The following is a 21,991-nucleotide window of genomic DNA, read 5'->3' on the forward strand; positions in this document are numbered from 1 at the left end:
TATGATTGCCACATCGGCATGATGGAAAAATCGGCCTGATAATCAAACGGCCCGCGCAAACGCCCCCCAGAGAGAAAGACTCAATCGCGCCATCCCGCGGCCCGCCGCAATGCGTCAGCCGTCTGTCGGTAATACGCCTCAGCGGTCTGCCGCCAGCGGACTTCGAACCACATCAGCACCAGATAATCCACCCAATATTGCCAGCGCGCCGCCTGCCGCCGCAGTGACGCCGGGCGCAGGTGGCGCCAGTGCCGACAATACGCCTGCAAAAAATCCTGCTGACGCGCTTCATCCAGCTCGCAGGACCGGAACAGCAACGCCAGCTCCAGCCCGATATCGCCGTCCGCCGCGTACTCCCAGTCAATCAATCGCCAGCCGGCCTCGGTACGCAGCAGGTTGCCGGGATGCACATCCAGATGCAGCGGCGCGATCAGTAACGGCGTCGGCAGCGGCTTATCCACCACCTGCTGATAGACGCGCCTCAGACGCGGCGAGCGCCGGGCTGGGTCCATATGGTGCCAGTGATGCGCCATCAGGCGTTTCAACGGCAACGGATAGCCATAACGCGGCTGATGATGCAGACGCGCCAGCATCGCCGCCAGTTCTCCTTCCGCCTGCGCAAACTGGCGCTCATCGGCCAGCTCGCCCGCCAGCCACTGCACCAGCAACCAGCCATCGCGCCAGCACACCGGATGCGGTGCCAGCGACTGCCCGGCCAGGTGCCGCAGCACATGAAATTCACGCTGTCGGGAGGTGCCAAGCTGGCGCCCCTGCGGCGTTTCGCCGCGCGCCAGCCACAGCCCGGCCGGAGAATGAACGCGCCAGCTCTGGTGACTAAGGCCGTTGACCGGCTGTAAATAAAAACCGGCGGTCGCTACCGCCGGCAGAGCCTGCTGCAACAGCGCGTTCAGCGCCTCACTGCTGGCGAACCGTGCCATTGCCGGACCAGACGATTTCGCCGGTCTGCACCAGCATCAGTTGCATCGACAGATCCGGTGACTTCACGTCCCCGCTGGCGTCGGCATACAGCACGTATTGCGCGCCGACATAGCGGGCCAACCCCACCGCTTTGCTGCGCGACTCCAGACTGTCTTCTTCTGATAATCCCAGCGACTGCCGGGCAACACCCAATTGTTCGCGAGACACCATCGTAAACTGCCCGGAAGACGCCAGCGCGTTATACAGCGCGGTGGTCGCCTGAGCGGTCTGCAGCGAACCGTTGGTGTTATTTTTAAGCTTGTTCAGCAGCAAAATGCTGCCCCTGGCGATGCCGTCGGTTTTCACCATCTGCCCCACCAGCGGCGTGGCCGCGGCCGACCAGTCCAACACCGGGACCTGAATCTTCGGCGGCGTCGGCAATGGCTGACTTTCTGCCGGCGGCAACTGCGGTTTCGACGGTGTGGGGACGGCGGGCTCGATAGTGGCCGGTTGTTCCGTTTGCGGCGCGCGGCTGGTACAGCCGGCAATCACCAGCGCCATCAGCACGATGCCAAGATATTTTTTCATGTCTGTCCTCTCAATCACGCATCAGAGAAAAAGATAAAGCCGTACCTGGCTGGCTGCCGGGTCAGCATGCGTGGCAACAAGGGAGATATCCGTATGGGCAGGGATCACCGCCGTCTGGCTGACACCCAGCGGCGGCACATCCAGCCCCTGCTGATCATACCAGTAAAAACGGTAGTGCAGCGTCACCGGCTGCCCCGACGTATTGCTGATACGGGCCGACGCCTGCTGACCCGCGCCGCCGCGCGACAGCGACGGACGAGAGGCGCTAATGCCGGCCGCCATCACCGAGGCGTCCAGCACCAGCGTCTGTTTGGAATTAATGGTCAGACTGGCCGTCTTGCTGCATCCGACAAGCGACATGCCCAGCAGCAAGGCGGCCAATGCGCCTGATGAGAATACGCGCATGACCGCATCAACCGGCCAGCAACGGCCCCAGCGGGCGACCGCCCAGCAGATGCATATGGATGTGATACACCTCCTGACCGCCGTGGCGATTGCAGTTGATGATCAGACGGTAGCCGTCATCCGCAATTCCTTCCTGACGGGCAATACTGCCCGCGACGGTGATCATGCGGCCAAGCGCCGCTTCATGCTCCGGCGCGGTGTCATTCACGGTGGGGATCAGGACATTCGGCACAATCAGAATGTGGGTGGGGGTACGTGGCGCGATGTCGCGAAAGGCAGTCACCAGTTCATCCTGATACACGATATCGGCGGGGATTTCCCGACGAATGATTTTACTGAAAATGGTTTCTTCAGCCATAACACAGTTCCTTTAAAAACGAGCGCTGTTCAGCGATGCGGCTTGCAGTATGAGTGATAAATCCAATACTTTTCAACTCTCTTTGTCGGTGCTCGCCACGCGTAGCACCGGCGTTATGCCGCGAAAAATGCCGCCGGCATCCCCAGAGAACACCCGGCGTCGGTAATTTTCCGCCACTCTCCCTCGGAAATGGCGATGCCCTCAGCCTGACGCTGCTGACGGGCCTGACGTTCCGGTTCGCCGGCAATCAGAATCGGCACGGACGGATCCGGCGAGCGCGAGGCGCGGACATACGCCAACATGGCATCGTACTCCTGCTTCAGCCACGCCATCCCCACCAGTTTAGACGGATCGATCACAATGGTGGTCATGTTGTTGACGATAGCGCCTTCGCGCGCATTGCCCGGCTGAATGGTGCCGCCGCCGGACAAAATGCCCGCCAGCAGTTCCGCCGCCAGAATCAGGCCGCCGCCCTTGTGACGCGCGATAGGCAGCAATGCGCCGGTCGCCTCGCTTTCCCACATCACCCGCGGATCGGCGCTCGGGCGTCCGTCGCTGTCCAGCATCACCGGCTCATCAAAGGTTTTCCCCGCCAGCCAGGCCACGCGTGTTTTACCCAGCGCCACAATGCTGGTGGCAAAGTCCAGAATAAAATCGGGGTTGTCGTCGCTGCCCGGGAAGGCAATACAGATCGGGTTGGTGCCAAAACGCGCCTCGCTGCCGCCAAACGGCGCCACCAGCGGCGCGATATCGCCGACATTTACGAAGTGAATCGAAATCAGACCGGCCTGCGCCGCCATTTCGCCGTAGGTGCCGATACGCCCCAGATGACAGGTCGACGCCAGCGTCATCAGGCAGATACCGGTGGTCTTCACCCGTTCAATCGCCGCTTGCATCGCTTCGCGCCCGGTGCGCTGCCCGAACCCCCGATCGCCGGAGAACTGCAGCACCGCGCCGCCATCCTGCAGCAAACGGGCCGGGGTGTTGGGATGCATGATGCCCTGCGCGATGAAACTGACGTATTCCGGCAACATGCCGACTCCGTGGCTGTCGTGCCCCTTGAGATTCGCGCCAACCAGATGAAGCGCCACGCACTCGGCTTCGTCGTGGTCACACCCGGTGTTACGCAACAGTTCATAGGCTATCTGCGTTAAACGCTCAGCTGAAATCCGCATACTGTTCCCTCTGAAAGAATGATGTTGTGGTACGCCGCTGATAGACGATGTTGTTATGGGCAGAGCGGCGTTGGTTATCCACTGTCGTGACTGACAACGGGCGTATCACGCACGGCAGCATCAGTTATCCTACTGCCGAACTTCCGGTGAGGGGAAACGATTCTGTCCTGCCGGGAGGCGTTTTAGAATATAAAAAAGCGGGCTGTAAAAATGCAGAATGTAAAAAAGGGGCCGTAGCCCCTTTTCGTCAACTCCCCGTAATCCGTCAGTGGTTACGGATATTTCAGTGATTACGGATGTAATCGTCCATATCGGTTTTCAGGTTATCGGACTTGGTGCCGAAGATCGCCTGCACGCCGGAACCGGCCACCACCACGCCCGCCGCGCCCAGTTTCTTCAGCTCGGCCTGGTCAACTTTGGATACATCATCCACGCTGACGCGCAGACGAGTGATACAAGCATCCAGGTTGGTGATGTTTTCTTTACCGCCGAATGCGGAAACCAGCGACGCCGCCATTTCAGAGTTGCCCTGAGCGGACTGCTCAGACGCGGACTCTTCGCGGCCTGGGGTTTTCAGATCCAGCTTGGCGATCAGCACGCGGAACACGGTGTAGTACACCGCGGCATAGCACAGGCCGACGATCGGGAACAGCCACAGTTTGCTGCCGTTGCCGCTCAGCACGACGAAGTCGATCAGACCGTGCGAGAAGCTGGTGCCGTCACGCATGCCAAGCAGAATACAGATCGGGAACGCCAGACCGGCCAGCACCGCGTGGATGACATACAGAATCGGCGCCACGAAGATGAAGGAGAACTCGATAGGTTCGGTAATACCGGTCAGGAACGCGGTCAGCGCAGCGGAGATCATGATGCCGCCCACTTTGGCGCGATTTTCCGGTTTAGCCGAATGCCAGATAGCGAGCGCGGCGGCCGGCAGACCATACATTTTGAACAGGAAACCGCCAGACAGTTTACCCGCAGTCGGGTCGCCCGCCATATAGCGCGGAATATCGCCGTGGAACACCTGACCCGCAGCGTTGGTGAACTCGCCGACCTGCATCTGGAACGGCACGTTCCAGATATGGTGCAGACCGAACGGCACCAGACTGCGCTCAACGATGCCGTAGATACCGAACGCCAGCACCGGGTTCTGGTAAGCGGCCCATTGAGAGAAAGTCTGAATCGCGCTGCCCACCGGCGGCCAAATGAACGACAGCGCCACACCGACAATGATGGCGGTCAGGCCGGAGATGATCGGCACAAAGCGCTTACCGGCAAAGAAGCCCAGGTATTCCGGCAAGCGGATGCGGTAAAAGCGGTTGAACATGTAGGCGGCAATCGCACCGGCGATAATCCCCCCCAGTACGCCGGTATCGGCCATGTGGTTAGCAGCGATATCTGCCGGCGACATATGCAGCACCAGCGGCGCAACCACCGCCATGGTTTTCACCATAATGCCGTAAGCCACCACCGCAGCCAGCGCGGACACGCCGTCATTATTGGTGAAGCCCAACGCTACGCCGATAGCAAAAATCAACGGCATGTTGGCAAAAACCGAATCGCCCGCCTGCGCCATCACGCTGGAAACAACCGCCGGCAGCCAGCTAAAGTTGGCCGACCCGACGCCCAGCAGAATACCGGCGATAGGCAGCACGGATACTGGCAGCATCAGCGATTTACCTACTTTTTGTAGGTTTGCAAATGCATTCTTGAACATATAGAGAGTGCTCCTGAGTAATAGTGCTTCTACTTCTGACAGTTCGCATGAAGGTGGGGAGGTCATCCTTCACGCGGTCGGGATGTGATATGCATCCTCATTAATTTTTACGCAGAGTAAAATAAATGTTGCATCAAATGTTTGATAGCAGTCACGTTTCAACTCATGGGAAACCCACGTTACTATCAGAAGTCTTATGGTTTGTGATCTAACGCTAAAAATTAACCCCGCCACCGTACAGCGCAAGCTGCAAATGGCAGGGATTATCAGCGATTAATTACGAAGCCAAAAAAAACTCGCGTATTCTCAACCAGTATCAGGCCACGGTCAACCGCGCTGCATCAATGTGGAATAGCCGAGCAAAATTTTCGGTAGTGGTGGATGCCAGCTGTTCAAGACTGACATTTTTGAGTACAGCCAGATATTCAGCCACATCGCGCACGTAGGCGGGCTGATTCTCCTTGCCGCGGTAGGGAACCGGCGCCAGCCACGGGGAATCGGTTTCAATCAGCAGCCGGTCCAGCGGCACGTAACGCGCGACGTCGCGCAATGCGTCGGCATTACGGAAAGTCACAATCCCGGAAAAGGAAATATAGAACCCCAAATCCAGCAGTTTCTCCGCTGTTTCCCGATCTTCGGTAAAGCAGTGCAGCACGCCGCCGCATTCGTCCGCTTTTTCCTCACGCAGGATGGCAAGCGTATCTTCACGGGCGGAACGGGTATGCACAATCACCGGCTTATTCAGCGCCCGGCCAACGCGAATATGTTCGCGAAACGATGCCTGCTGCTGCGGGATGGTGTCTTGCTGATAATAGTAATCCAGCCCGGTTTCCCCCAGTGCGACAACCGACGGTAAGGTCGCCAGTGTGCGCAGCTCGGCGAAATCGTACGGCTCTTCCTGACTGAGCGGATGCACGCCGCAGGAAAACGCCACATTGTCGCGTTCGCCGATCAATTCGGTCATGGCGCGGAATCCCGGTAAGGTGGTCGCCACCGCCAGAAAAAAGCCTACCTCGCGCTCACGGGCCTTGTTCAGCACGTCAGACACGTCTTTGTGCAGCGACTGATAATCCAAACCATCAAGGTGGCAGTGGGAATCAACTAACAACATAATCAAGGGTATCCGGTATTCAGGAAAAAGATGACGACACCGGCAGCGTCGGAGACGACAACAGGGTCTCCCACGCCAGCAACAGTTCCGTCAATAACAATTCGCGGTTAACGCCTGTCACCGACAACAGCTGGTGACGACAGTGCAGCCAGCGCCGCAGGCCGTGGTGCAGGCGGGCGTCGCCCAGTTGTGACGCCAATTGCGCCGCCAGCGGCGCCTGATCCAGGTTGGTCCGCTGATCGGCAGCCTGATGGCGCCATTTCAGCGCATCCAGCAACAGCGTACTCACCCAGTGAATACGACGATCGGCGTCATCATGATTGAGTGCCGGCAACAGCGCCAGCGCATCACCGGACTGCAGGCTCTGCGCCAGCTGCTGGCAAACCGCCTGACGCGCTTTCCAGCTATCCGGCTGCAGCAATGCTTCAGCGGCCAGCGGCGCCCCCGCCGCCAGTCGCAACGCGGTCTGCAGCGCCAGCTCATCATGATGTCCGCGTCCGCGCAGCCATTGCATCCCTTGCGGCTCAGCCGGTACATCCAGGTACAAATGCAGGCAGCGACTGCGCATCGTCGCCAGCAACCGTCCCGGTTCGCGGCATCCCAGCAGAAAATAGGTTTGCGCCGGCGGCTCTTCCAACGTCTTCAGCAGCGCATTGGCCGCCGCTTCGGTCAAGCTTTCCGCTTGCGGCAGCCAAACCACCTTCGCACCACCCTGCCGCGAGCGCTGGTACACTTGCTCTAACGCATCGCGCACCGCGTCAACGCCCAGACTGTGCTTACCTTTTTCCGGGCTGAGGGTATGCCAGTCCGGATGGGTGCCGGCGTTCATCAACTCACAGGAGTGGCAGCGTCCGCAGCTCTTTGCGCCATCCGGCTGCTGACACAGCAGCCAGCGGCTGAATGCGTACGCCAGCGAGGCGTCGCCCATACCGTCGATAGCATGCAGCAACAGCGCATGATGGCCGCGCTCCGCCTGATGCGACGCCAGCAACTGGCGGTAAGGCGCATTCAGCCAGGGATACCACTCCATCAGTCGCTCACTCCCCTCGCTCGTTCAGTTGCCGCAGCCAGTCAGACAAGACCTGACGGATGTCGGCATTGACCAGCGCCAGGTCGCGGGATGCATCAATCGTCACGATAGAAGCGTCAGCCGCCGCCAGTTGCTGATAGCGGGCGCGGGTGCGCTCGAAAAACGCCAGCGACTCCTGCTCGATGCGATCCAGCGCGCCGCGCTGGCGGGCGCGTTTAAGCCCCAGCTCAGGCGAAATATCCAGATACAACGTTAAGTCAGGGCGGAAATCGCCCAGCACGGTATCCCGCAGCGAGGTCATCAATCGCGCATCGATACCCCGGCCGCCGCCCTGATAGGCCTGGGAAGAGAGATCGTGCCGATCGCCCACAACCCAGGCGCCGCGGGCTAGCGCCGGTCGAATCACGTTATCCACCAGCTGCACGCGCGCCGCATACAGCATCAGCAGTTCGGCCTTATCCGTCAGCTTTTCATCCGCCACGCCCTGTTTGATCAACTCGCGCAGCTTTTCCGCCAGCGGCGTGCCGCCGGGCTCACGGGTAAACACAATGTCATCAATGCCGAATGTCCGCAGCGTGTCCACCACCACCGCATGAGCGCTGGTCTTACCCGCGCCTTCCAGACCTTCAATTACGATAAATTTACTGTTCATTCTTTTCCTTTCCGGCGGCAGCCTGCGCGGAACGATACGCCTGCACGGCGCGGTTATGATCGTTCAGGTTGGTGGTAAATTTGTGTCCACCCTTGCCGTCGGCCACAAAATAGAGATAGCTGGTTTTGGCCGGATGCGCGGCTGCTTCGAGGGACGCCTTGCCCGGCATGGCAATCGGCGTGGGCGGCAACCCGCTGATGACATAGGTATTGTACGGCGTGGGAGCCTCCAGCGCACTGCGGGTAATGGTGCCGTTATAGCTGTCCCCCATGCCGTAGATCACCGTCGGGTCGGTCTGCAACCGCATACCGGCGCGCAGGCGATTGATAAATACCGAGGCCACCAGCGGCCGCTCTTCATTAATAGCGGTTTCTTTTTCAATCAGCGACGCCATCACCAACAGGTCGTCCGGGGTTTTATAGGGTAACCCTTCGTCTCGCCCCTGCCAGACGTCATTGAGCATTTTCGTCATCCGCTGGTGCGCGCGCTGCAGGATCGACTTGTCGCTCATACCCGCAGTGTGCAGATACGTATCCGGATAAAACCAGCCTTCGGGGTTAGGCTTGTCTTTCAACCCCATCGCTTCGGCGATTTCCTGCGGTGTTTTATCATCCAACGTGTGCTTGAGATAAGGCGCCGACTTCAGCGTTTCCTGCCAGTCTTTCAGGCGCGAACCTTCCACAAACCGCAGCGAAAACTGCGCTTCTTTGCCGCTGGCCAGCAACGCCAGCATGTCGCGCACCGTCATCGCAGGCGTCAGCCGATAGGTCCCGGCCTTAAACGCCGCCAGCTCCGGCTCCAGATGCAGCAACCAGGGGAACCAGCCGCTGGCGCCAATAATTTGTTGTTCTACCAGCAGCTCTTTTAGCGCTTCACGATTGGTGCCGGCCGGGAGAGTAAAAATGGTTTCCTGTCTGATAGCCAACGGTGAATCGGCAAGGTGCTGTATCTGTTTCCAGCCCCACCAGGCACCGAGCGCCAGCAGAACAATAATCCCAAGACCCCATTTTATTCTCTTCATAACACATCATGACTCACAGTTAGGGCTCAGAAAGTCGAACAACTCTCGTGAGCGATAACACCAGCTATGCGCCTGGTTTACGGGTATCACCGGCATCAACGCATTGCACACCAGCACTTCGTCTGCGTCCGCCAGCGTTTCCAGCGGTTCAGTCACCACATGCAGCTCAAACGCCGATGCCGACAACAGCGCCATAATATGCCGACGCGCGACGCCGTCAACGCCGGCAAGCGATACATCCGGCGTGAAAACCCGCTTTCCCTTGCGCCAGAATAAATTAGCCGCACAGCATTCCACCAGCGCCCCAGAGGTGTCAAGCACCAGCGCCTCATCAGCGCCGGACTGTTCAAGATGCATGCGGATGAACACCTGCTCCAGCCGGTTTAGATGCTTTATCCCCGCCAGCCAGGCGCTCTGCGCCAGCGGAACCGGACTCAGCGCCAGTCGGATGCCGTCCTGACGCCATTGAGCGTAGTGTTGCGGGTACGCCGCCTGCATAACAATGCGCACCGGTTTGTGGCATCCCGCCGAGCTGTAGCCGCGGCCGCCGTTGCCCCGACTGATGATGGCTTTCACCACGCCGTCAACGCGGCCCTCGGCGGCCTGCTGCATCTCGTCGCTCAGTCGCTGCCAGTCCGGGTCGGGCAACAACAATTTTTCCGCCGCCTGCTGCAACCGCCGAAGATGTCGCTCCAGCCATACAATACGGCCGTTCACAACCCTGGCCGTGGTAAAACAGCCGTCGCCAAACTGTACGCTGCGATCCGATACCGGCAGGCATTGCTCCGCTTTTCCGTCAATCCACCACATATTCGTCTCCTCGGCCAGGGTGCAAGCCTGTCAGTCGTCTGGGCGCCCGGCAAGCGGCAATATCCGATTTTCAGTCAGACAAAAAAAAGCCCGGCAGAACCGGGCTCTTCATTAAAACATCGCATCAGACTTTGCGGAACACCACGGAACCGTTGGTGCCGCCGAAACCAAAGGAGTTACACAACGTGTATTCCATATTGGCCACCTGGCGAGCTTCGTGCGCCACGAAATCCAGATCGCAGCCTTCATCCGGGTTATCCAGGTTGATGGTCGGCGGAACAGCCTTATCGCGCAACGCCATAATACAGAAGATCGACTCCACCGCGCCCGCAGCCCCCAACAGGTGACCGATCATGGACTTGGTCGAGCTGACCAGTACGCGAGTATCCGCACCGAAAACCGATTTCACCGCTTGTGCTTCGGCTTTATCACCCGCCGACGTGGACGTACCGTGCGCATTGATATAACCCACCTGCTCCGTGGTAATACCTGCATCACGCAAGGCATTTTCCATCGCCAGCGCCGCGCCAGCGCCATTCTCCGGCGGAGACGTCATATGGTAGGCGTCGCTGCTCATGCCAAAACCGACGATTTCAGCGTAGATTTTCGCTCCGCGCTTTTTGGCATGCTCATATTCTTCCAGCACCAGAATGCCGGCGCCGTCGCCCAGCACGAAGCCATCGCGATCTTTGTCCCACGGACGGCTTGCCGCCTGCGGATTATCGTTGCGGGTCGACAGGGCGCGCGCTGCGCCGAATCCGCCAACACCCAGCGGCGTACTGGCTTTTTCCGCCCCGCCGGCCAACATAACATCGGCATCGTTATACGCGATAATGCGCGCAGCGTGGCCGATGTTATGCACACCAGAAGTACATGCGGTGGCAATGGAAATGGTTGGACCACGCAGGCCGAACATGATGCTCAGGTGCCCGGCGACCATGTTGACAATGGTGGATGGCACAAAGAACGGACTGATTTTACGCGGGCCACCATGCACCAGCGCGCCATGGTTTTCCTCAATCAGCCCCAGACCACCAATACCTGACCCGATAGCGGCTCCGATACGACTCGCATTAGCTTCCGTCACCTCAAGGCCTGAATCCTGCATGGCCTGAATGCCGGCTGCAACCCCGTATTGAATAAAGGCATCCATCTTGCGCGCTTCTTTGCGCGGGATGAAATCTTCACTATTAAAGTCTTTTACTAAGCCAGCAAAACGCGTTGCATAGGCACTAGTATCGAAATGATCAATCAGGCTGATGCCACTCTGACCGGCAAGCAGAGCATTCCAGGTTGACGCTACTGTATTGCCGACAGGAGATAACATGCCCAGACCAGTCACAACTACTCGACGCTTAGACACGCTGATCCTCCAGGGAGGGAAAAAAAAGATACTGAGGTAGAAGAAAACTTAGGCGGTCGAGCGACCGCCTAGATATGTTCGATTACTGCTGATTAGCCTGAATAAAATCGATGGCTGCCTGAACAGTCGTGATTTTTTCAGCTTCTTCGTCTGGGATCTCGGTATCGAATTCTTCTTCCAATGCCATTACCAGCTCAACAGTGTCAAGAGAATCAGCGCCCAGGTCATCAACGAAAGAGGCATTGTTCACGACTTCTTCCGGCTTAACGCCCAGCTGTTCAACGATGATTTTCTTAACGCGTTCTTCGATAGTGCTCATACTCTTAAATTTCCTATCAAAACTCGCTTTCGCGATGGTTTTCGTAGTGTATAAAATGTTGAAAAAGATGCAACAAAATCAAGACTGGTCGAACCAAGATTTTGTGCTTTTTGCAGTTTTCGCTGCAAATTAACGCAAATTACGGTGTTGCTTATCAGATCATATACATGCCACCATTGACATGCAATGTTTCGCCAGTAATGTAACCCGCCTCATCAGAGGCTAAAAACGCTACAGCGCTGGCGATTTCTTTCGCATCACCCAGACGGTTGGCAGGAACATTCGCCAAAATGCCCACACGCTGTTCTTCTGTCAATGCCCGCGTCATATCGGTTTCGATAAAGCCCGGCGCCACCACGTTAACGGTGATGCCGCGAGACGCGACTTCCTGCGCCAACGATTTGCTAAAGCCAACCAGTCCAGCCTTGGCGGCGGCATAGTTGGCCTGACCGGCGTTGCCGCGGGAACCGATGACAGACCCTACAGTGATGATGCGGCCAAAACGTTTTTTCATCATGGCGCGCAGCACCGCCTTGGACAGCCGGAAAACGGAGCTCAGGTTGGTATCCAGCACTTCCTGCCAGGCTTCGTCTTTCATACGCATCATCAGATCATCACGCGTAATACCGGCGTTATTCACCAGAATATCAATATCGCCGAACGCTTCTTTGATGCTGGCTAAAACGCTTTCAATCGAGGCGCCATCCGTAACGTTCAGCGCATAGCCTTTGCCTTTCGGCCCCAGCCACTCGCTGATATCCGCCGCCCCTTTATCGCTGGTGGCCGTACCGATTACGGTGGCGCCGCGGGCAGCCAGCGTCTCGGCAATCGCCCGACCAATGCCACGACTTGCGCCCGTCACCAGGGCAATTTTTCCTTCAAAATTCATTATCTTCACCGTTTTTACTGTTCAAGCGCTGCCGATAAGGAAGCAGGATCATTAATCGCCGTTGCCGTGAGACTATCAACGATTCGTTTGGTCAGCCCGGTCAACACCTTACCAGGGCCGGTTTCCACCAGGGTAACCACACCCTGCGCGGCCATGTATTCGACACATTCCGTCCAACGGACCGGGTTATGCAACTGGCGCACCAGCGCGCTGCGAATCGCTTCCGGTGCGGATTCAGCGCGAACATCCACATTATTGACCACCGGCACGTCCGGCGCATTAAAGGTGATCGCTTCCAGCGCATCCGCCAGCTTACGGGCCGCCGGCTCCATCAGCGCACAGTGGGAAGGTACGCTGACCGGCAACGGCAACGCGCGTTTCGCACCCGCAGCTTTACAGGCTGCGCCCGCGCGCTCAACCGCTTCTTTGTTACCGGCAATAACCACCTGCCCCGGCGAGTTGAAGTTGACCGGCGAAACTACCTGACCTTGCGCGGCTTCGGCACAGGCTGCAGCAATCGCATCATTATCCAAACCGATGATGGCATACATTGCGCCGGTCCCTTCCGGTACCGCTTCCTGCATCAGTTTGCCGCGCAGTTCAACCAGGCTGACCGCCTGCTTGAAATCCAGAACGCCGGCGCACACCAGTGCAGAATATTCGCCCAGGCTATGGCCGGACATCAGCGTCGGCAACGCGCCGCCCTGCTGCCGCCAGACGCGCCACAGAGCGACTGACGCCGTTAACAGCGCCGGCTGGGTCTGCCAGGTCTTGTTCAGTTCTTCCGCCGGCCCTTGCTGGGAAAGCTGCCACAGATCATATCCCAGAACCGAGGAGGCTTCGTCAAACGTTTCTTTGATCAGCGGGAATTTTTCAGCCAGTTCAGCCAGCATACCCACCGACTGGGAACCCTGACCGGGAAATACCATTGCAAATTTCGTCATAGTCATACGTCCTGATAAATCAAAAACGAATCAGAGCAGAGCCCCAGGTAAAGCCGCCGCCAAACGCTTCCAGCAAAATCAACTGACCGCGCTGGATACGACCATCGCGGACGGCCTCATCCAGTGCGGAAGGAACGGAAGCGGCGGACGTATTACCGTGACGATCCAGAGTCACCACCACTTTATCCATGCCCATGCCTAGTTTTTTAGCGGTGGCGCTGATAATGCGCAGGTTTGCCTGATGAGGGACCAGCCAGTCGAGTTCGCTTTTATTCAGGCCGGACGCATCCAGCGTTTCTTCGACAATGTGGGCCAGTTCCGTTACGGCGACTTTAAATACCTCGTTGCCCGCCATCGTCAAATAAGCAGGCTGCGGTTCCTGGCGATCCGCATAAGGCAATGTCAGAAGATCGCCATAGCGACCATCTGCGTGCAGATGCGTGGAAAGGATTCCCGGCTCTTCCGAGCGGCCCAGCAAGACAGCGCCAGCGGCGTCGCCGAACAGAATCAGAGTGCCGCGATCGGCCGGGTCGAGCGTTCTGGACAAGGCATCGGAACCGATGACCAGTGCATAATCCACCGCGCCGCTTTTCACATACTGATCGGCCACGCTCAATGCATAGGCGAATCCCGCGCAGGCGGCGGCAAGATCAAAGGCGATCGTGTCTTTAATACCCAGCATCTGCTGGATCTGGCAGGCCGAACTGGGGAAAGCATGGCTGGACGACGTGGTCGCTACGATAAGCAAGCCGACCTGATTACTGTCGACTCCCGCCATGTCGAGCGCGTTCTGCGCGGCACGGTACCCCATGGAGGCAACGCTTTCATCTGGAGCAGCAATGCGGCGTTCGCGAATACCGGTACGTGTGACGATCCATTCGTCCGACGTATCCACCATTTTTTCTAAATCAGCGTTCGTCCTGATTTGTTCGGGCAAATAGCTTCCCGTTCCGAGAATCTTTGTATACATGTACGCTCAGTCACTCTTGGGTAATACAGCCTTTAGTCGCGACGCAATCCTCTCCGGGAGTTGCCGCTGCACCGTCTGCATCGCCTGTTCAATTGCAACAGCAAACGCATTCTGGTTTGCTGCACCGTGGCTTTTTATGACAGTTCCACGTAATCCTAACAGACATGCGCCGTTATAGTGGTCAGGGTTCAGGTGTCCAAACCGCCTGGCCAGACGCCGTTGCAACCAGCGCCCTAAAAATTTCAACCACCATGGCTGTGCTTGCCGACTTTCTCCCCTGCCGGACGAGCCCTTCAGGAGAGACAGAAACATTCGCACTACACCTTCCATGGTTTTCAACGTGACGTTTCCCACGAAACCGTCACAGACCATCACATCCGTTTTGCCGGTCAGTAATTCGTTGCCTTCCAGATAACCGATATAGTTAATCGAAGGCATGGTTTTCAGTTGCGCCGCTGCGCCCCGGATACTAGCGAGCCCCTTGCTCTCTTCTTCACCGATATTCAGCAACGCCACGCGCGGATTCTGCAATCCGAGCACTTCTTCCGCCATGACCGATCCCATCACGGCGAACTGCACTAACATTGCGCTATCGCAATCAACATTCGCGCCCAAATCCAGCACCACGCTCTTCCCGTGCTGCTGATGGGGCAGCATTGTCACCAATGCCGGACGATCAATCCCCTCAATGGGTTTGATCAATAATGTCGCCAGCCCCATCAATGCGCCGGTATTGCCTGCGCTAACGCAGGCCTGCGCTCGCCCTTCCCTGATCAACTCCAGAGCGATGCGCATAGATGTCCCCCGACTGGCACGAATAGCCTGGGATGGACGCGCATCGCCAGCTATTACCGATTCAGCCGGCACGATTTCCAAACGGGAAAATAAAGGGGAATCGACTTTAGCGAGTAATGGAGTAAGCGCAGAAGGGTCGCCAACCAGCAGCAGATGGAGGTCTGGATTAGAAGCCAGTGCCTGCAACGCTGCAGGCACTGTAATGCAGGGACCGAAGTCCCCGCCCATTGCATCTAACGCCAAGGTTAGGCGCGTCAAAGTGTTTCCTTGCTAAATCGCAGGAATTACTTGGCAACAACCTTGCGACCGCGGTAGTAACCATCCGCAGTGACGTGGTGACGCAGATGCGTTTCGCCGGAAACTTTATCTACGGATACAGCGGAAGTGGTCAGCGCATCGTGAGCACGACGCATACCACGTTTGGAACGGCTAGGTTTATTCTGTTGTACGGCCATGGACCTTACTCCTTAATTACTTACGCTTTAAACTGGCTAATACGGCAAATGGATTCGGTTTTTCCGCCTCGGCGGGTAACTGACCAAACACCATATCCGTTTCGGACACTTCACAGTGTTCAGAATCATGCACCGGCGCAATGGGCAAAGAGAGGATAAGCTCATCTTCAACCATCGCCAGCAAATCAACCTCACCGAACTCATTGACTTCGATAGGTTCATACGCTTCCGGCAAGGCTTCGGCCTGTTCATCACTGATGACCGGGCTAAAACAGAACGTGGCGTGGACCTGATGTTCGAAAGGCTTGCCGCAGCGCTGACACAGCAACGTCACCGTCACATCAGCCTGTCCATCAATCACCGCCAGCCGTTGGCTGTCAATGCTGAACGACAGCGTCGCATTCACATCACTGTCCACACTAACCACTGATTCGGCAACACGCATCACCTGTTCAGCCGTATAGACACCAACATAATCTAAACGCTTTTGAGCAGTGCGAACCGCATCAAGGGTTAAGGGTAATTTTACCTTTTGCATAGGGCGCGCATATTAACGTCGTAACGACGGAGAGTCAAAGAAAAAGGTGGCGATGTCAGTGCTTTCACCCAAATTTGCCTTCGCACACCCAAATTCGCTTCTAAAGCGGCAGACAGTTTAAAATGCATTCACTGATTACGCTATGACCTGGTTTGCATTTATGTCCCGAATTGTCCTTGCTTCCACCTCTCTGTACCGCAAAGCCCTGCTGGAAAAACTGGGGCTGCCGTTTGTCTGCGCGGCGCCCGATATCGATGAAACTCCGGCCGACGGCGAAAGCGCCGGCGAACTGGTCGGCCGACTGGCGACCGGCAAAGCCCGCGCGCTGGCCGGGCGATATCCCGACAACCTGATCATCGGCAGCGATCAGGTCTGTGTGCTGGAGGGCGTCATCACCGGCAAACCTCACACCCGGGAAAACGCCATACGCCAATTGCAACAGGCCAGCGGGCGATGTATCACTTTTTATACCGGACTGGCCTTATTCAACAGCGCAACCGCGCGTCTGCAATGCGTAGTTGAGCCGTTCGAGGTGCATTTCCGTACGCTCAGCACATGCGAAATCGAACGCTATGTCGATTGCGAACATCCCTTTGACTGCGCCGGCAGCTTTAAAAGCGAAGGGCTTGGCATCGCGCTGTTTGACCGGTTATCCGGCCGGGATCCCAATACCCTGATCGGTTTACCGCTGATTACGCTGCTGGAATTATTGCGAGAGGAAGGCGTGAATCCGTTATTACCGTGATGATGGCGAGGTGCAAACCACGTCCCTGCGGGTAATCAGGGACGCGGCGCACGCTTATTTCTGACGCTGCCGCAAAGCTTGCAGGCAATGACGCAAGGCGGCATCAAGCGGCGCTTCAATACGCAGCGTCTCACCGGTGTGAGGATGCTCAAAACGCAACGCCTGCGCATGCAGGAACAGGCGTTTGAGCCCGGTATCCGCCAGTTGGACGTCGAATTCACGATCGCCGTAACGATCGTCGAACGCTATCGGGTGCCCGGCATATTGGGTGTGAACGCGAATCTGGTGGGTTCGCCCGGTAATCGGGCTGGCGCGCACCAGCGTGGCGCAATCGAACCGTTCTTCTACCTTGAACAGCGTTTCAGACGGCTTTCCTTCACTATTAACCCGGACGATACGTTCACCGCTTTGCAGCACATTTTTCAATAGCGGCGCCTGTACCGCCTTACAGTGCGACTGCCACTGCCCGCGGACCAGCGCCAGATAATCCTTCTGCATCCCCTTGCTGCGCAGCTGCTCGTGCAACGCACGCAGCGCCGAGCGCTTTTTAGCCACCAGCAACACGCCGGAAGTGTCACGATCCAGACGGTGGACCAGTTCCAGGAAGCGCGCTTCAGGGCGCAACGCTCTAAGAGCTTCAATCACGCCGAAGCTGAGTCCGCTGCCGCCGTGCACCGCCGTGCCCGACGGTTTATTCAGGAGCAACAGATAATCATCTTCATAAAGGATGCAATCAGCCAGCGCCGAGACTTTATCCAGGCTGGCGGAAACCGCCGGTTCTTCACGCTCCGACTGACGCACCGGCGGAATGCGCACTTCGTCGCCATCCAGCAACTTGTATTCCGGCTTGATGCGCTTTTTATTCACCCGCACCTCGCCTTTGCGCAGGATGCGATAAATCATGCTTTTCGGCACGCCTTTAAGCCGGGTGCGCAAAAAATTGTCGATTCGCTGACCGGCTTCCTCGGAGGAAACCGTCAGAAACTGTACGGTTGGGTTCTCTGTTTTCATGGAGGCGGATTCTAAATAGCACACACCGATAGCGCCACATCTTTTTCTATGCTTAACTGTCAGTCTGGCTTATGAAGATATTGTTACTGTTCGCATCCCGACTGATTTCAGCATCAACTGGTTTCAGTTTGGTTAAAAACAGCACAACAAACTTTATATTGACAGGCAAAGTCACCTTGCTATCGACGTATCAGCAATGGAATAATGCTTTGGCTTTCCGTGCTGATTTCCGGTAAAACAGGGGAAATTGCGGAATTATTATCTTTGCCGGATTACTCATAAACGCAGCAATGGCGTAAGACGTATTGAATAATCAGGCAGTTAGCGAGCTGTGGTTTGCAGCTTGGCCGGCATATGGAATCAGATCTGGCAACCTATTTTCAGAAGCTGTTCCCGCAGTAAATGCGCTGTATTCCATCAGGAAATACAGGCTACCGAAACATGCGCCTCTATGCAGGCGACAACCGTGAGGTTGACGCCCCTGCGATAAGACACGAGGCCATCGGTCCCCTCCGGTCATGCCTCCGTTCATCCGCAGCTCTATCAATAATGCAAGTAAAAATAACGAGTTAAGTACGATGAAAAGAATGTTGATTAACGCAACTCAGCAGGAAGAGTTGCGTGTTGCCTTGGTTGATGGTCAGCGGCTTTACGATCTGGACATTGAAAGCCCCGGTCATGAACAGAAAAAGGCAAACATTTACAAAGGCAAGATCACCCGCATAGAACCCAGCCTTGAAGCCGCTTTTGTTGATTATGGCGCAGAGCGACATGGCTTCCTCCCTCTCAAAGAAATCGCCCGTGAATACTTCCCCAGCAACTACAATGCGCATGGCCGCCCGAACATCAAAGATGTGCTTCGTGAAGGTCAGGAAGTCATCGTTCAGGTGGACAAAGAGGAGCGCGGTAACAAAGGCGCTGCGCTGACCACGTTCATCAGTCTGGCCGGCAGCTATCTGGTGCTGATGCCGAACAACCCGCGGGCAGGCGGTATTTCCCGCCGTATCGAAGGGGATGACCGTACCGAATTAAAAGAAGCGCTGGGCTCGCTGGAACTGCCGGACGGTATGGGCTTGATCGTCCGCACCGCCGGTGTGGGCAAATCCGCCGACGCACTGCAGTGGGATCTGGCGTTTCGCCTGAAGCACTGGGAAGCGATCAAGAAAGCGGCGGAAGGTCGTGCCGCGCCGTTCCTGATCCATCAGGAAAGCAACGTTATCGTTCGCGCGTTCCGCGATTATCTGCGTCCGGACATCGGCGAAATTCTGATCGACAACCCGAAAATTCTGGAACTGGCCAAAGAGCATATCGCTGCGTTGGGGCGCCCGGATTTCAGCAGTAAAATCAAGCTGTATACCGGCGAGATCCCGCTGTTCAGTCATTATCAGATCGAATCGCAGATCGAATCCGCTTTCCAGCGTGAAGTACGTCTGCCTTCCGGCGGCTCGATTGTTATCGACACCACCGAAGCGCTCACCGCCATTGATATCAACTCCGCTCGCGCAACCCGCGGCGGCGACATTGAAGAAACCGCCTTTAACACCAACCTGGAAGCGGCGGATGAGATTGCCCGTCAGCTTCGCTTGCGCGACCTGGGCGGTTTGATCGTCATCGACTTCATCGACATGACCCCGGTCCGCCATCAGCGCGAAGTGGAAAACCGCCTGCGTGACGCGGTGCGTCAGGATCGCGCCCGCATCCAGATCGGCCGTATCTCCCGCTTTGGTCTGCTGGAAATGTCCCGTCAGCGTCTGAGCCCGTCACTGGGCGAATCCAGTCACCATGTCTGCCCGCGCTGTAGCGGCACCGGCACTATCCGTGACAATGAATCGCTGTCGTTGTCGATCCTGCGTCTGATTGAAGAAGAGGCGCTGAAAGAGAACACCAAAGAAGTCCACGCTATCGTACCCGTTCCCATCGCGTCTTATCTGCTTAACGAGAAACGTGAAGCGGTCAACGCGATTGAGAAACGTCAGGGGGGCGTTCGCGCCATTATCGTACCGCATGACGGTATGGAAACCCCGCACTACTCCGTACTGCGTATCCGCAAAGGCGAAGAAAAGCAGACCCTGAGCTATATGTTGCCTCAGCTGCTGGATGTCGAATCACAGCCCTCGCCGGAAGAGCAGGTGTCCGAACGTCGGGTACCGGAACAGCCGGCTCTGGCGTCCTTCACCATGTCGGACATTCCGCCGGCTGAAACCAAGCCAGCCCCGGCGGTTGCCGCTCCGAAAGCGGAAAAACAACCGGCCTCTTCCGAACGCGGTCTGTTCGGTCGTTTTGTCGGCGCGCTGAAGGGCATCTTTGCCGCGCCGGCCGACGCCAAAGACAAACCGGCTGAAACTGTCGAATCGGCATCCGATGAGCAGGAACAAAAGCAGGAACGCCGAAACAACCGCCGCCAATCCGGTCGTCGCGAACGCACCCGCGACAATCGCGAGCCGCGCGAGCGTGACGAACAGCGCCGTAACAAGCGCACGCCGTCGCAGAACGCCGACATCGAAACTGCGCCGGTAGCGGAAGTCTCTGCACAAGACAAAGCCGCGCGTGATGAACAACGTCGTGAGCAGCGCGCCGAGCGTCAACGCCGCCGCCAGGAAGAAAAACGTCAGGCGCAGAGCGAAGTTAAAGAGCTGAACACCGTGGCTGTCGACGCGGAAGACGCAGGTGCCGAGCAGGAAAAACCGGCACAGGTGATGCAGCGTCGTCAACGTCGCCAACTGACCCAGAAAGTGCGGGTTCAGGACAGCGATGCCACAGAAGAGAATGTCGAAGCGCAGCTTCCCGCCGTTCCGTACGTTCAGGAACCGTCCGTGGTTGAAGTGACTGAACCTGTCGCATTGGCTGCTGAGGGAACTGATACGGAAAATGACGCGGCTGAAAGCAACCGCGAAAATGGTCTGCCGCGTCGCTCTCGCCGTTCGCCTCGCCATCTGCGAGTCAGTGGTCAGCGTCGTCGTCGTTACCGCGATGAACGCTACCCGGCGCAGTCGCCGATGCCGATGGCACAGGCTTCAGCCTCACCGGAAATGGCCTCAGGCAAAGTCTGGATTCGCTATCCGGTAGCCCAGCCGCAGCAACCAGAGCTGGTGGAAGAGCAGGTATCCGAGTCCATTGACGCCCCGCTTTCAGTCGTACCGGAACTGGCGGCAGCAACGGTCGCTACGCTCCCGGAAGCGGTAGATGTTCTGGATACGGCTCCGGCAAACGCCCCGGCAACGGAAACGCCAGCCGTAGTATCCGCTCCGACGCAGCAAGAAACCGTGCAGAGCGAAGCGACTCAGGATCTCGGCGCCAGCGTACAGGAAGAGATTCCTCAACCTCAGGTAGCATCGGCGCCGGTACCACAACCCGTGGAAACCGCAGCTCGTGTTGAAGAGGCTGTCGAACAGGCTCCCGCCGCGGTTGTTGCTGATGAGGTTGTTGTTGCTGATAGCGACGCGACAACCAGCAGCGAATCCGCCGAAACGCAGGTAACTGAACAACCGCAGGTTATTCACGAGCCGGTGCAGGTTGAGAATACGCCAGTTGCTCAGGAGCCGGTTGCCGCGCCGGAGCCAGCTGAGACCACGACCGTAGTGTCGGCCCGCCATCACCATGCCGCCGCGCCGATGACTCGCGCACCTGCGCCGGCATATGTTCCGGATGCACCGCGCGTCAGCGACTGGCAGCGCCCGGCATTTGCCTTCACCGGTAAAGGTTCTGCCGGTGGTCATGCTGCCGAGAATCAGGCCAGCGCGCCAGCGACACGGCCGGTGGAATAATATAAAAAAAGCACCTCGCTTCGGCGGGTGCTTATTCCCATTTAATGCCCGTCCATGACGGGCATTATTTTTCAGGCAATCGGCTGCAGCAACTTAATGTCCATGCCATCGATCTTGCCTTCCAGTTGAGCGACAAGCGCGCGAAAATGCGCAGTCTGCTCGTGCTCGTTGATAGCCTCCTGGCTTTTCCAGCGTTCGAAGAACACGAACGAACCGGTTTTGTTCAACTCTTCATGCAACTCATACTGCAGATTGCCGGCTTCCTGACGGCTCGGCGCAACAACCTGCCGGACAGCGGCCGCAACATCGTTAATGAACTCCGGCTTAGCCTGAACGCTGGCGACGATACGAATTTCCATCATAATACTCCATGAATATAACAACCGATTGAATATCCAACCATAAAACGCCAA

General features: G+C 57.3%; 23 protein-coding genes. 2 read left to right on the plus strand and 21 right to left on the minus strand.

Annotation, left to right across the window (positions count from 1 at the left end):
* Positions 1–80 precede the first annotated feature (80 nt).
* The 19 genes from DXXMK7_RS13160 to yceD form a co-directional block, all read right to left on the minus strand.
* Positions 81–938 carry a phosphotransferase gene (locus DXXMK7_RS13160; RefSeq protein ID WP_038919506.1) on the minus strand — a complete coding sequence of 286 codons (858 nt, stop codon included), beginning with the start codon at positions 936–938 and terminating at the stop codon, positions 81–83.
* Positions 916–1,506 carry a penicillin-binding protein activator LpoB gene (gene lpoB / locus DXXMK7_RS13165; RefSeq protein WP_038919508.1) on the minus strand — a complete coding sequence of 197 codons (591 nt, stop codon included), beginning with the start codon at positions 1,504–1,506 and terminating at the stop codon, positions 916–918. The genes DXXMK7_RS13160 and lpoB overlap by 23 nt, the downstream gene beginning before the upstream one ends.
* Positions 1,507–1,527: 21 nt before the next feature.
* Positions 1,528–1,911: a YcfL family protein gene (locus DXXMK7_RS13170; protein WP_038919509.1), complete on the minus strand. Its 384-nt coding sequence runs from the start codon at positions 1,909–1,911 to the stop codon at positions 1,528–1,530.
* 7 nt (positions 1,912–1,918) lie between these two features.
* Positions 1,919–2,269 carry a purine nucleoside phosphoramidase gene (gene hinT, locus DXXMK7_RS13175; RefSeq protein WP_013318426.1) on the minus strand — a complete coding sequence of 117 codons (351 nt, stop codon included), beginning with the start codon at positions 2,267–2,269 and terminating at the stop codon, positions 1,919–1,921.
* Positions 2,270–2,382: 113 nt separating this feature from the next.
* A complete protein-coding gene (locus DXXMK7_RS13180) occupies positions 2,383–3,444 on the minus strand; it encodes a malate/lactate/ureidoglycolate dehydrogenase (RefSeq protein WP_038919510.1) in 1,062 nt (353 codons plus the stop codon).
* Between the two features lie 283 nt (positions 3,445–3,727).
* Positions 3,728–5,161 carry a PTS glucose transporter subunit IIBC gene (gene ptsG / locus DXXMK7_RS13185; RefSeq protein ID WP_038919511.1) on the minus strand — a complete coding sequence of 478 codons (1,434 nt, stop codon included), beginning with the start codon at positions 5,159–5,161 and terminating at the stop codon, positions 3,728–3,730.
* Between the two features lie 316 nt (positions 5,162–5,477).
* Positions 5,478–6,272 (minus strand): metal-dependent hydrolase, encoded by a 795-nt coding sequence (locus tag DXXMK7_RS13190; protein ID WP_038919512.1) that lies wholly within the window; start codon positions 6,270–6,272, stop codon positions 5,478–5,480.
* Positions 6,273–6,291: 19 nt separating this feature from the next.
* Positions 6,292–7,302: a DNA polymerase III subunit delta' gene (gene holB / locus DXXMK7_RS13195; RefSeq protein ID WP_038919513.1), complete on the minus strand. Its 1,011-nt coding sequence runs from the start codon at positions 7,300–7,302 to the stop codon at positions 6,292–6,294.
* Positions 7,303–7,309: 7 nt separating this feature from the next.
* A complete protein-coding gene (gene tmk, locus DXXMK7_RS13200; RefSeq protein ID WP_038919514.1) occupies positions 7,310–7,954 on the minus strand; it encodes a dTMP kinase in 645 nt (214 codons plus the stop codon).
* Positions 7,944–8,975: an endolytic transglycosylase MltG gene (gene mltG / locus DXXMK7_RS13205; protein ID WP_038919515.1), complete on the minus strand. Its 1,032-nt coding sequence runs from the start codon at positions 8,973–8,975 to the stop codon at positions 7,944–7,946. The genes tmk and mltG overlap by 11 nt, the downstream gene beginning before the upstream one ends.
* Positions 8,976–8,981: 6 nt before the next feature.
* Complete coding sequence (gene pabC, locus DXXMK7_RS13210) at positions 8,982–9,785, minus strand: aminodeoxychorismate lyase (RefSeq protein ID WP_038919516.1); 804 nt, start codon at positions 9,783–9,785, stop codon at positions 8,982–8,984.
* A 124-nt stretch (positions 9,786–9,909) separates the two neighbouring features.
* Positions 9,910–11,148: a beta-ketoacyl-ACP synthase II gene (fabF, locus tag DXXMK7_RS13215; RefSeq protein WP_038919517.1), complete on the minus strand. Its 1,239-nt coding sequence runs from the start codon at positions 11,146–11,148 to the stop codon at positions 9,910–9,912.
* Positions 11,149–11,230: 82 nt separating this feature from the next.
* On the minus strand, positions 11,231–11,467 hold the full coding sequence (gene acpP / locus DXXMK7_RS13220) for an acyl carrier protein (protein ID WP_012765204.1): 237 nt from the start codon (positions 11,465–11,467) through the stop codon (positions 11,231–11,233).
* Positions 11,468–11,621: 154 nt separating this feature from the next.
* Positions 11,622–12,356: a 3-oxoacyl-ACP reductase FabG gene (gene fabG / locus DXXMK7_RS13225; protein ID WP_038919518.1), complete on the minus strand. Its 735-nt coding sequence runs from the start codon at positions 12,354–12,356 to the stop codon at positions 11,622–11,624.
* Positions 12,357–12,370: 14 nt separating this feature from the next.
* The gene (gene fabD, locus DXXMK7_RS13230; protein WP_038919519.1) at positions 12,371–13,300 is read right to left on the minus strand and encodes an ACP S-malonyltransferase; all 930 of its coding nucleotides are present in this window, start codon (positions 13,298–13,300) and stop codon (positions 12,371–12,373) included.
* Between the two features lie 19 nt (positions 13,301–13,319).
* The gene (locus DXXMK7_RS13235) at positions 13,320–14,270 is read right to left on the minus strand and encodes a beta-ketoacyl-ACP synthase III (RefSeq protein ID WP_038919520.1); all 951 of its coding nucleotides are present in this window, start codon (positions 14,268–14,270) and stop codon (positions 13,320–13,322) included.
* A 6-nt stretch (positions 14,271–14,276) separates the two neighbouring features.
* Complete coding sequence (plsX, locus tag DXXMK7_RS13240; protein WP_038919521.1) at positions 14,277–15,323, minus strand: phosphate acyltransferase PlsX; 1,047 nt, start codon at positions 15,321–15,323, stop codon at positions 14,277–14,279.
* Positions 15,324–15,349: 26 nt separating this feature from the next.
* Entirely contained in the window at positions 15,350–15,520 is a 171-nt protein-coding gene (gene rpmF / locus DXXMK7_RS13245; protein WP_012769343.1) for a 50S ribosomal protein L32, read from the minus strand.
* Positions 15,521–15,536: 16 nt separating this feature from the next.
* Entirely contained in the window at positions 15,537–16,058 is a 522-nt protein-coding gene (gene yceD / locus DXXMK7_RS13250) for a 23S rRNA accumulation protein YceD (RefSeq protein ID WP_038668008.1), read from the minus strand.
* Positions 16,059–16,218: 160 nt separating this feature from the next.
* Here yceD and DXXMK7_RS13255 point away from each other — a divergent pair, with 160 nt between their 5' ends.
* Positions 16,219–16,803, plus strand: coding sequence for a nucleoside triphosphate pyrophosphatase (locus DXXMK7_RS13255; protein ID WP_038921030.1), 585 nt, complete (start codon positions 16,219–16,221; stop codon positions 16,801–16,803).
* Between the two features lie 54 nt (positions 16,804–16,857).
* On the opposite strand, the gene rluC is transcribed toward DXXMK7_RS13255, so the two are convergent.
* A complete protein-coding gene (rluC, locus tag DXXMK7_RS13260; protein ID WP_038919522.1) occupies positions 16,858–17,814 on the minus strand; it encodes a 23S rRNA pseudouridine(955/2504/2580) synthase RluC in 957 nt (318 codons plus the stop codon).
* Positions 17,815–18,392: 578 nt separating this feature from the next.
* Between rluC and rne the strand changes: the two genes are divergently transcribed.
* Positions 18,393–21,578 (plus strand): ribonuclease E, encoded by a 3,186-nt coding sequence (gene rne, locus DXXMK7_RS13265; protein WP_038919523.1) that lies wholly within the window; start codon positions 18,393–18,395, stop codon positions 21,576–21,578.
* Between the two features lie 71 nt (positions 21,579–21,649).
* On the opposite strand, the gene DXXMK7_RS13270 is transcribed toward rne, so the two are convergent.
* Positions 21,650–21,937 carry a putative quinol monooxygenase gene (locus tag DXXMK7_RS13270; RefSeq protein WP_038919524.1) on the minus strand — a complete coding sequence of 96 codons (288 nt, stop codon included), beginning with the start codon at positions 21,935–21,937 and terminating at the stop codon, positions 21,650–21,652.
* Positions 21,938–21,991: the final 54 nt, after the last annotated feature.

Origin of the sequence: Dickeya sp. MK7, assembly GCF_000406305.1 — a bacterium.
Classification (GTDB): Bacteria; Pseudomonadota; Gammaproteobacteria; order Enterobacterales; family Enterobacteriaceae; genus Dickeya; species Dickeya fangzhongdai.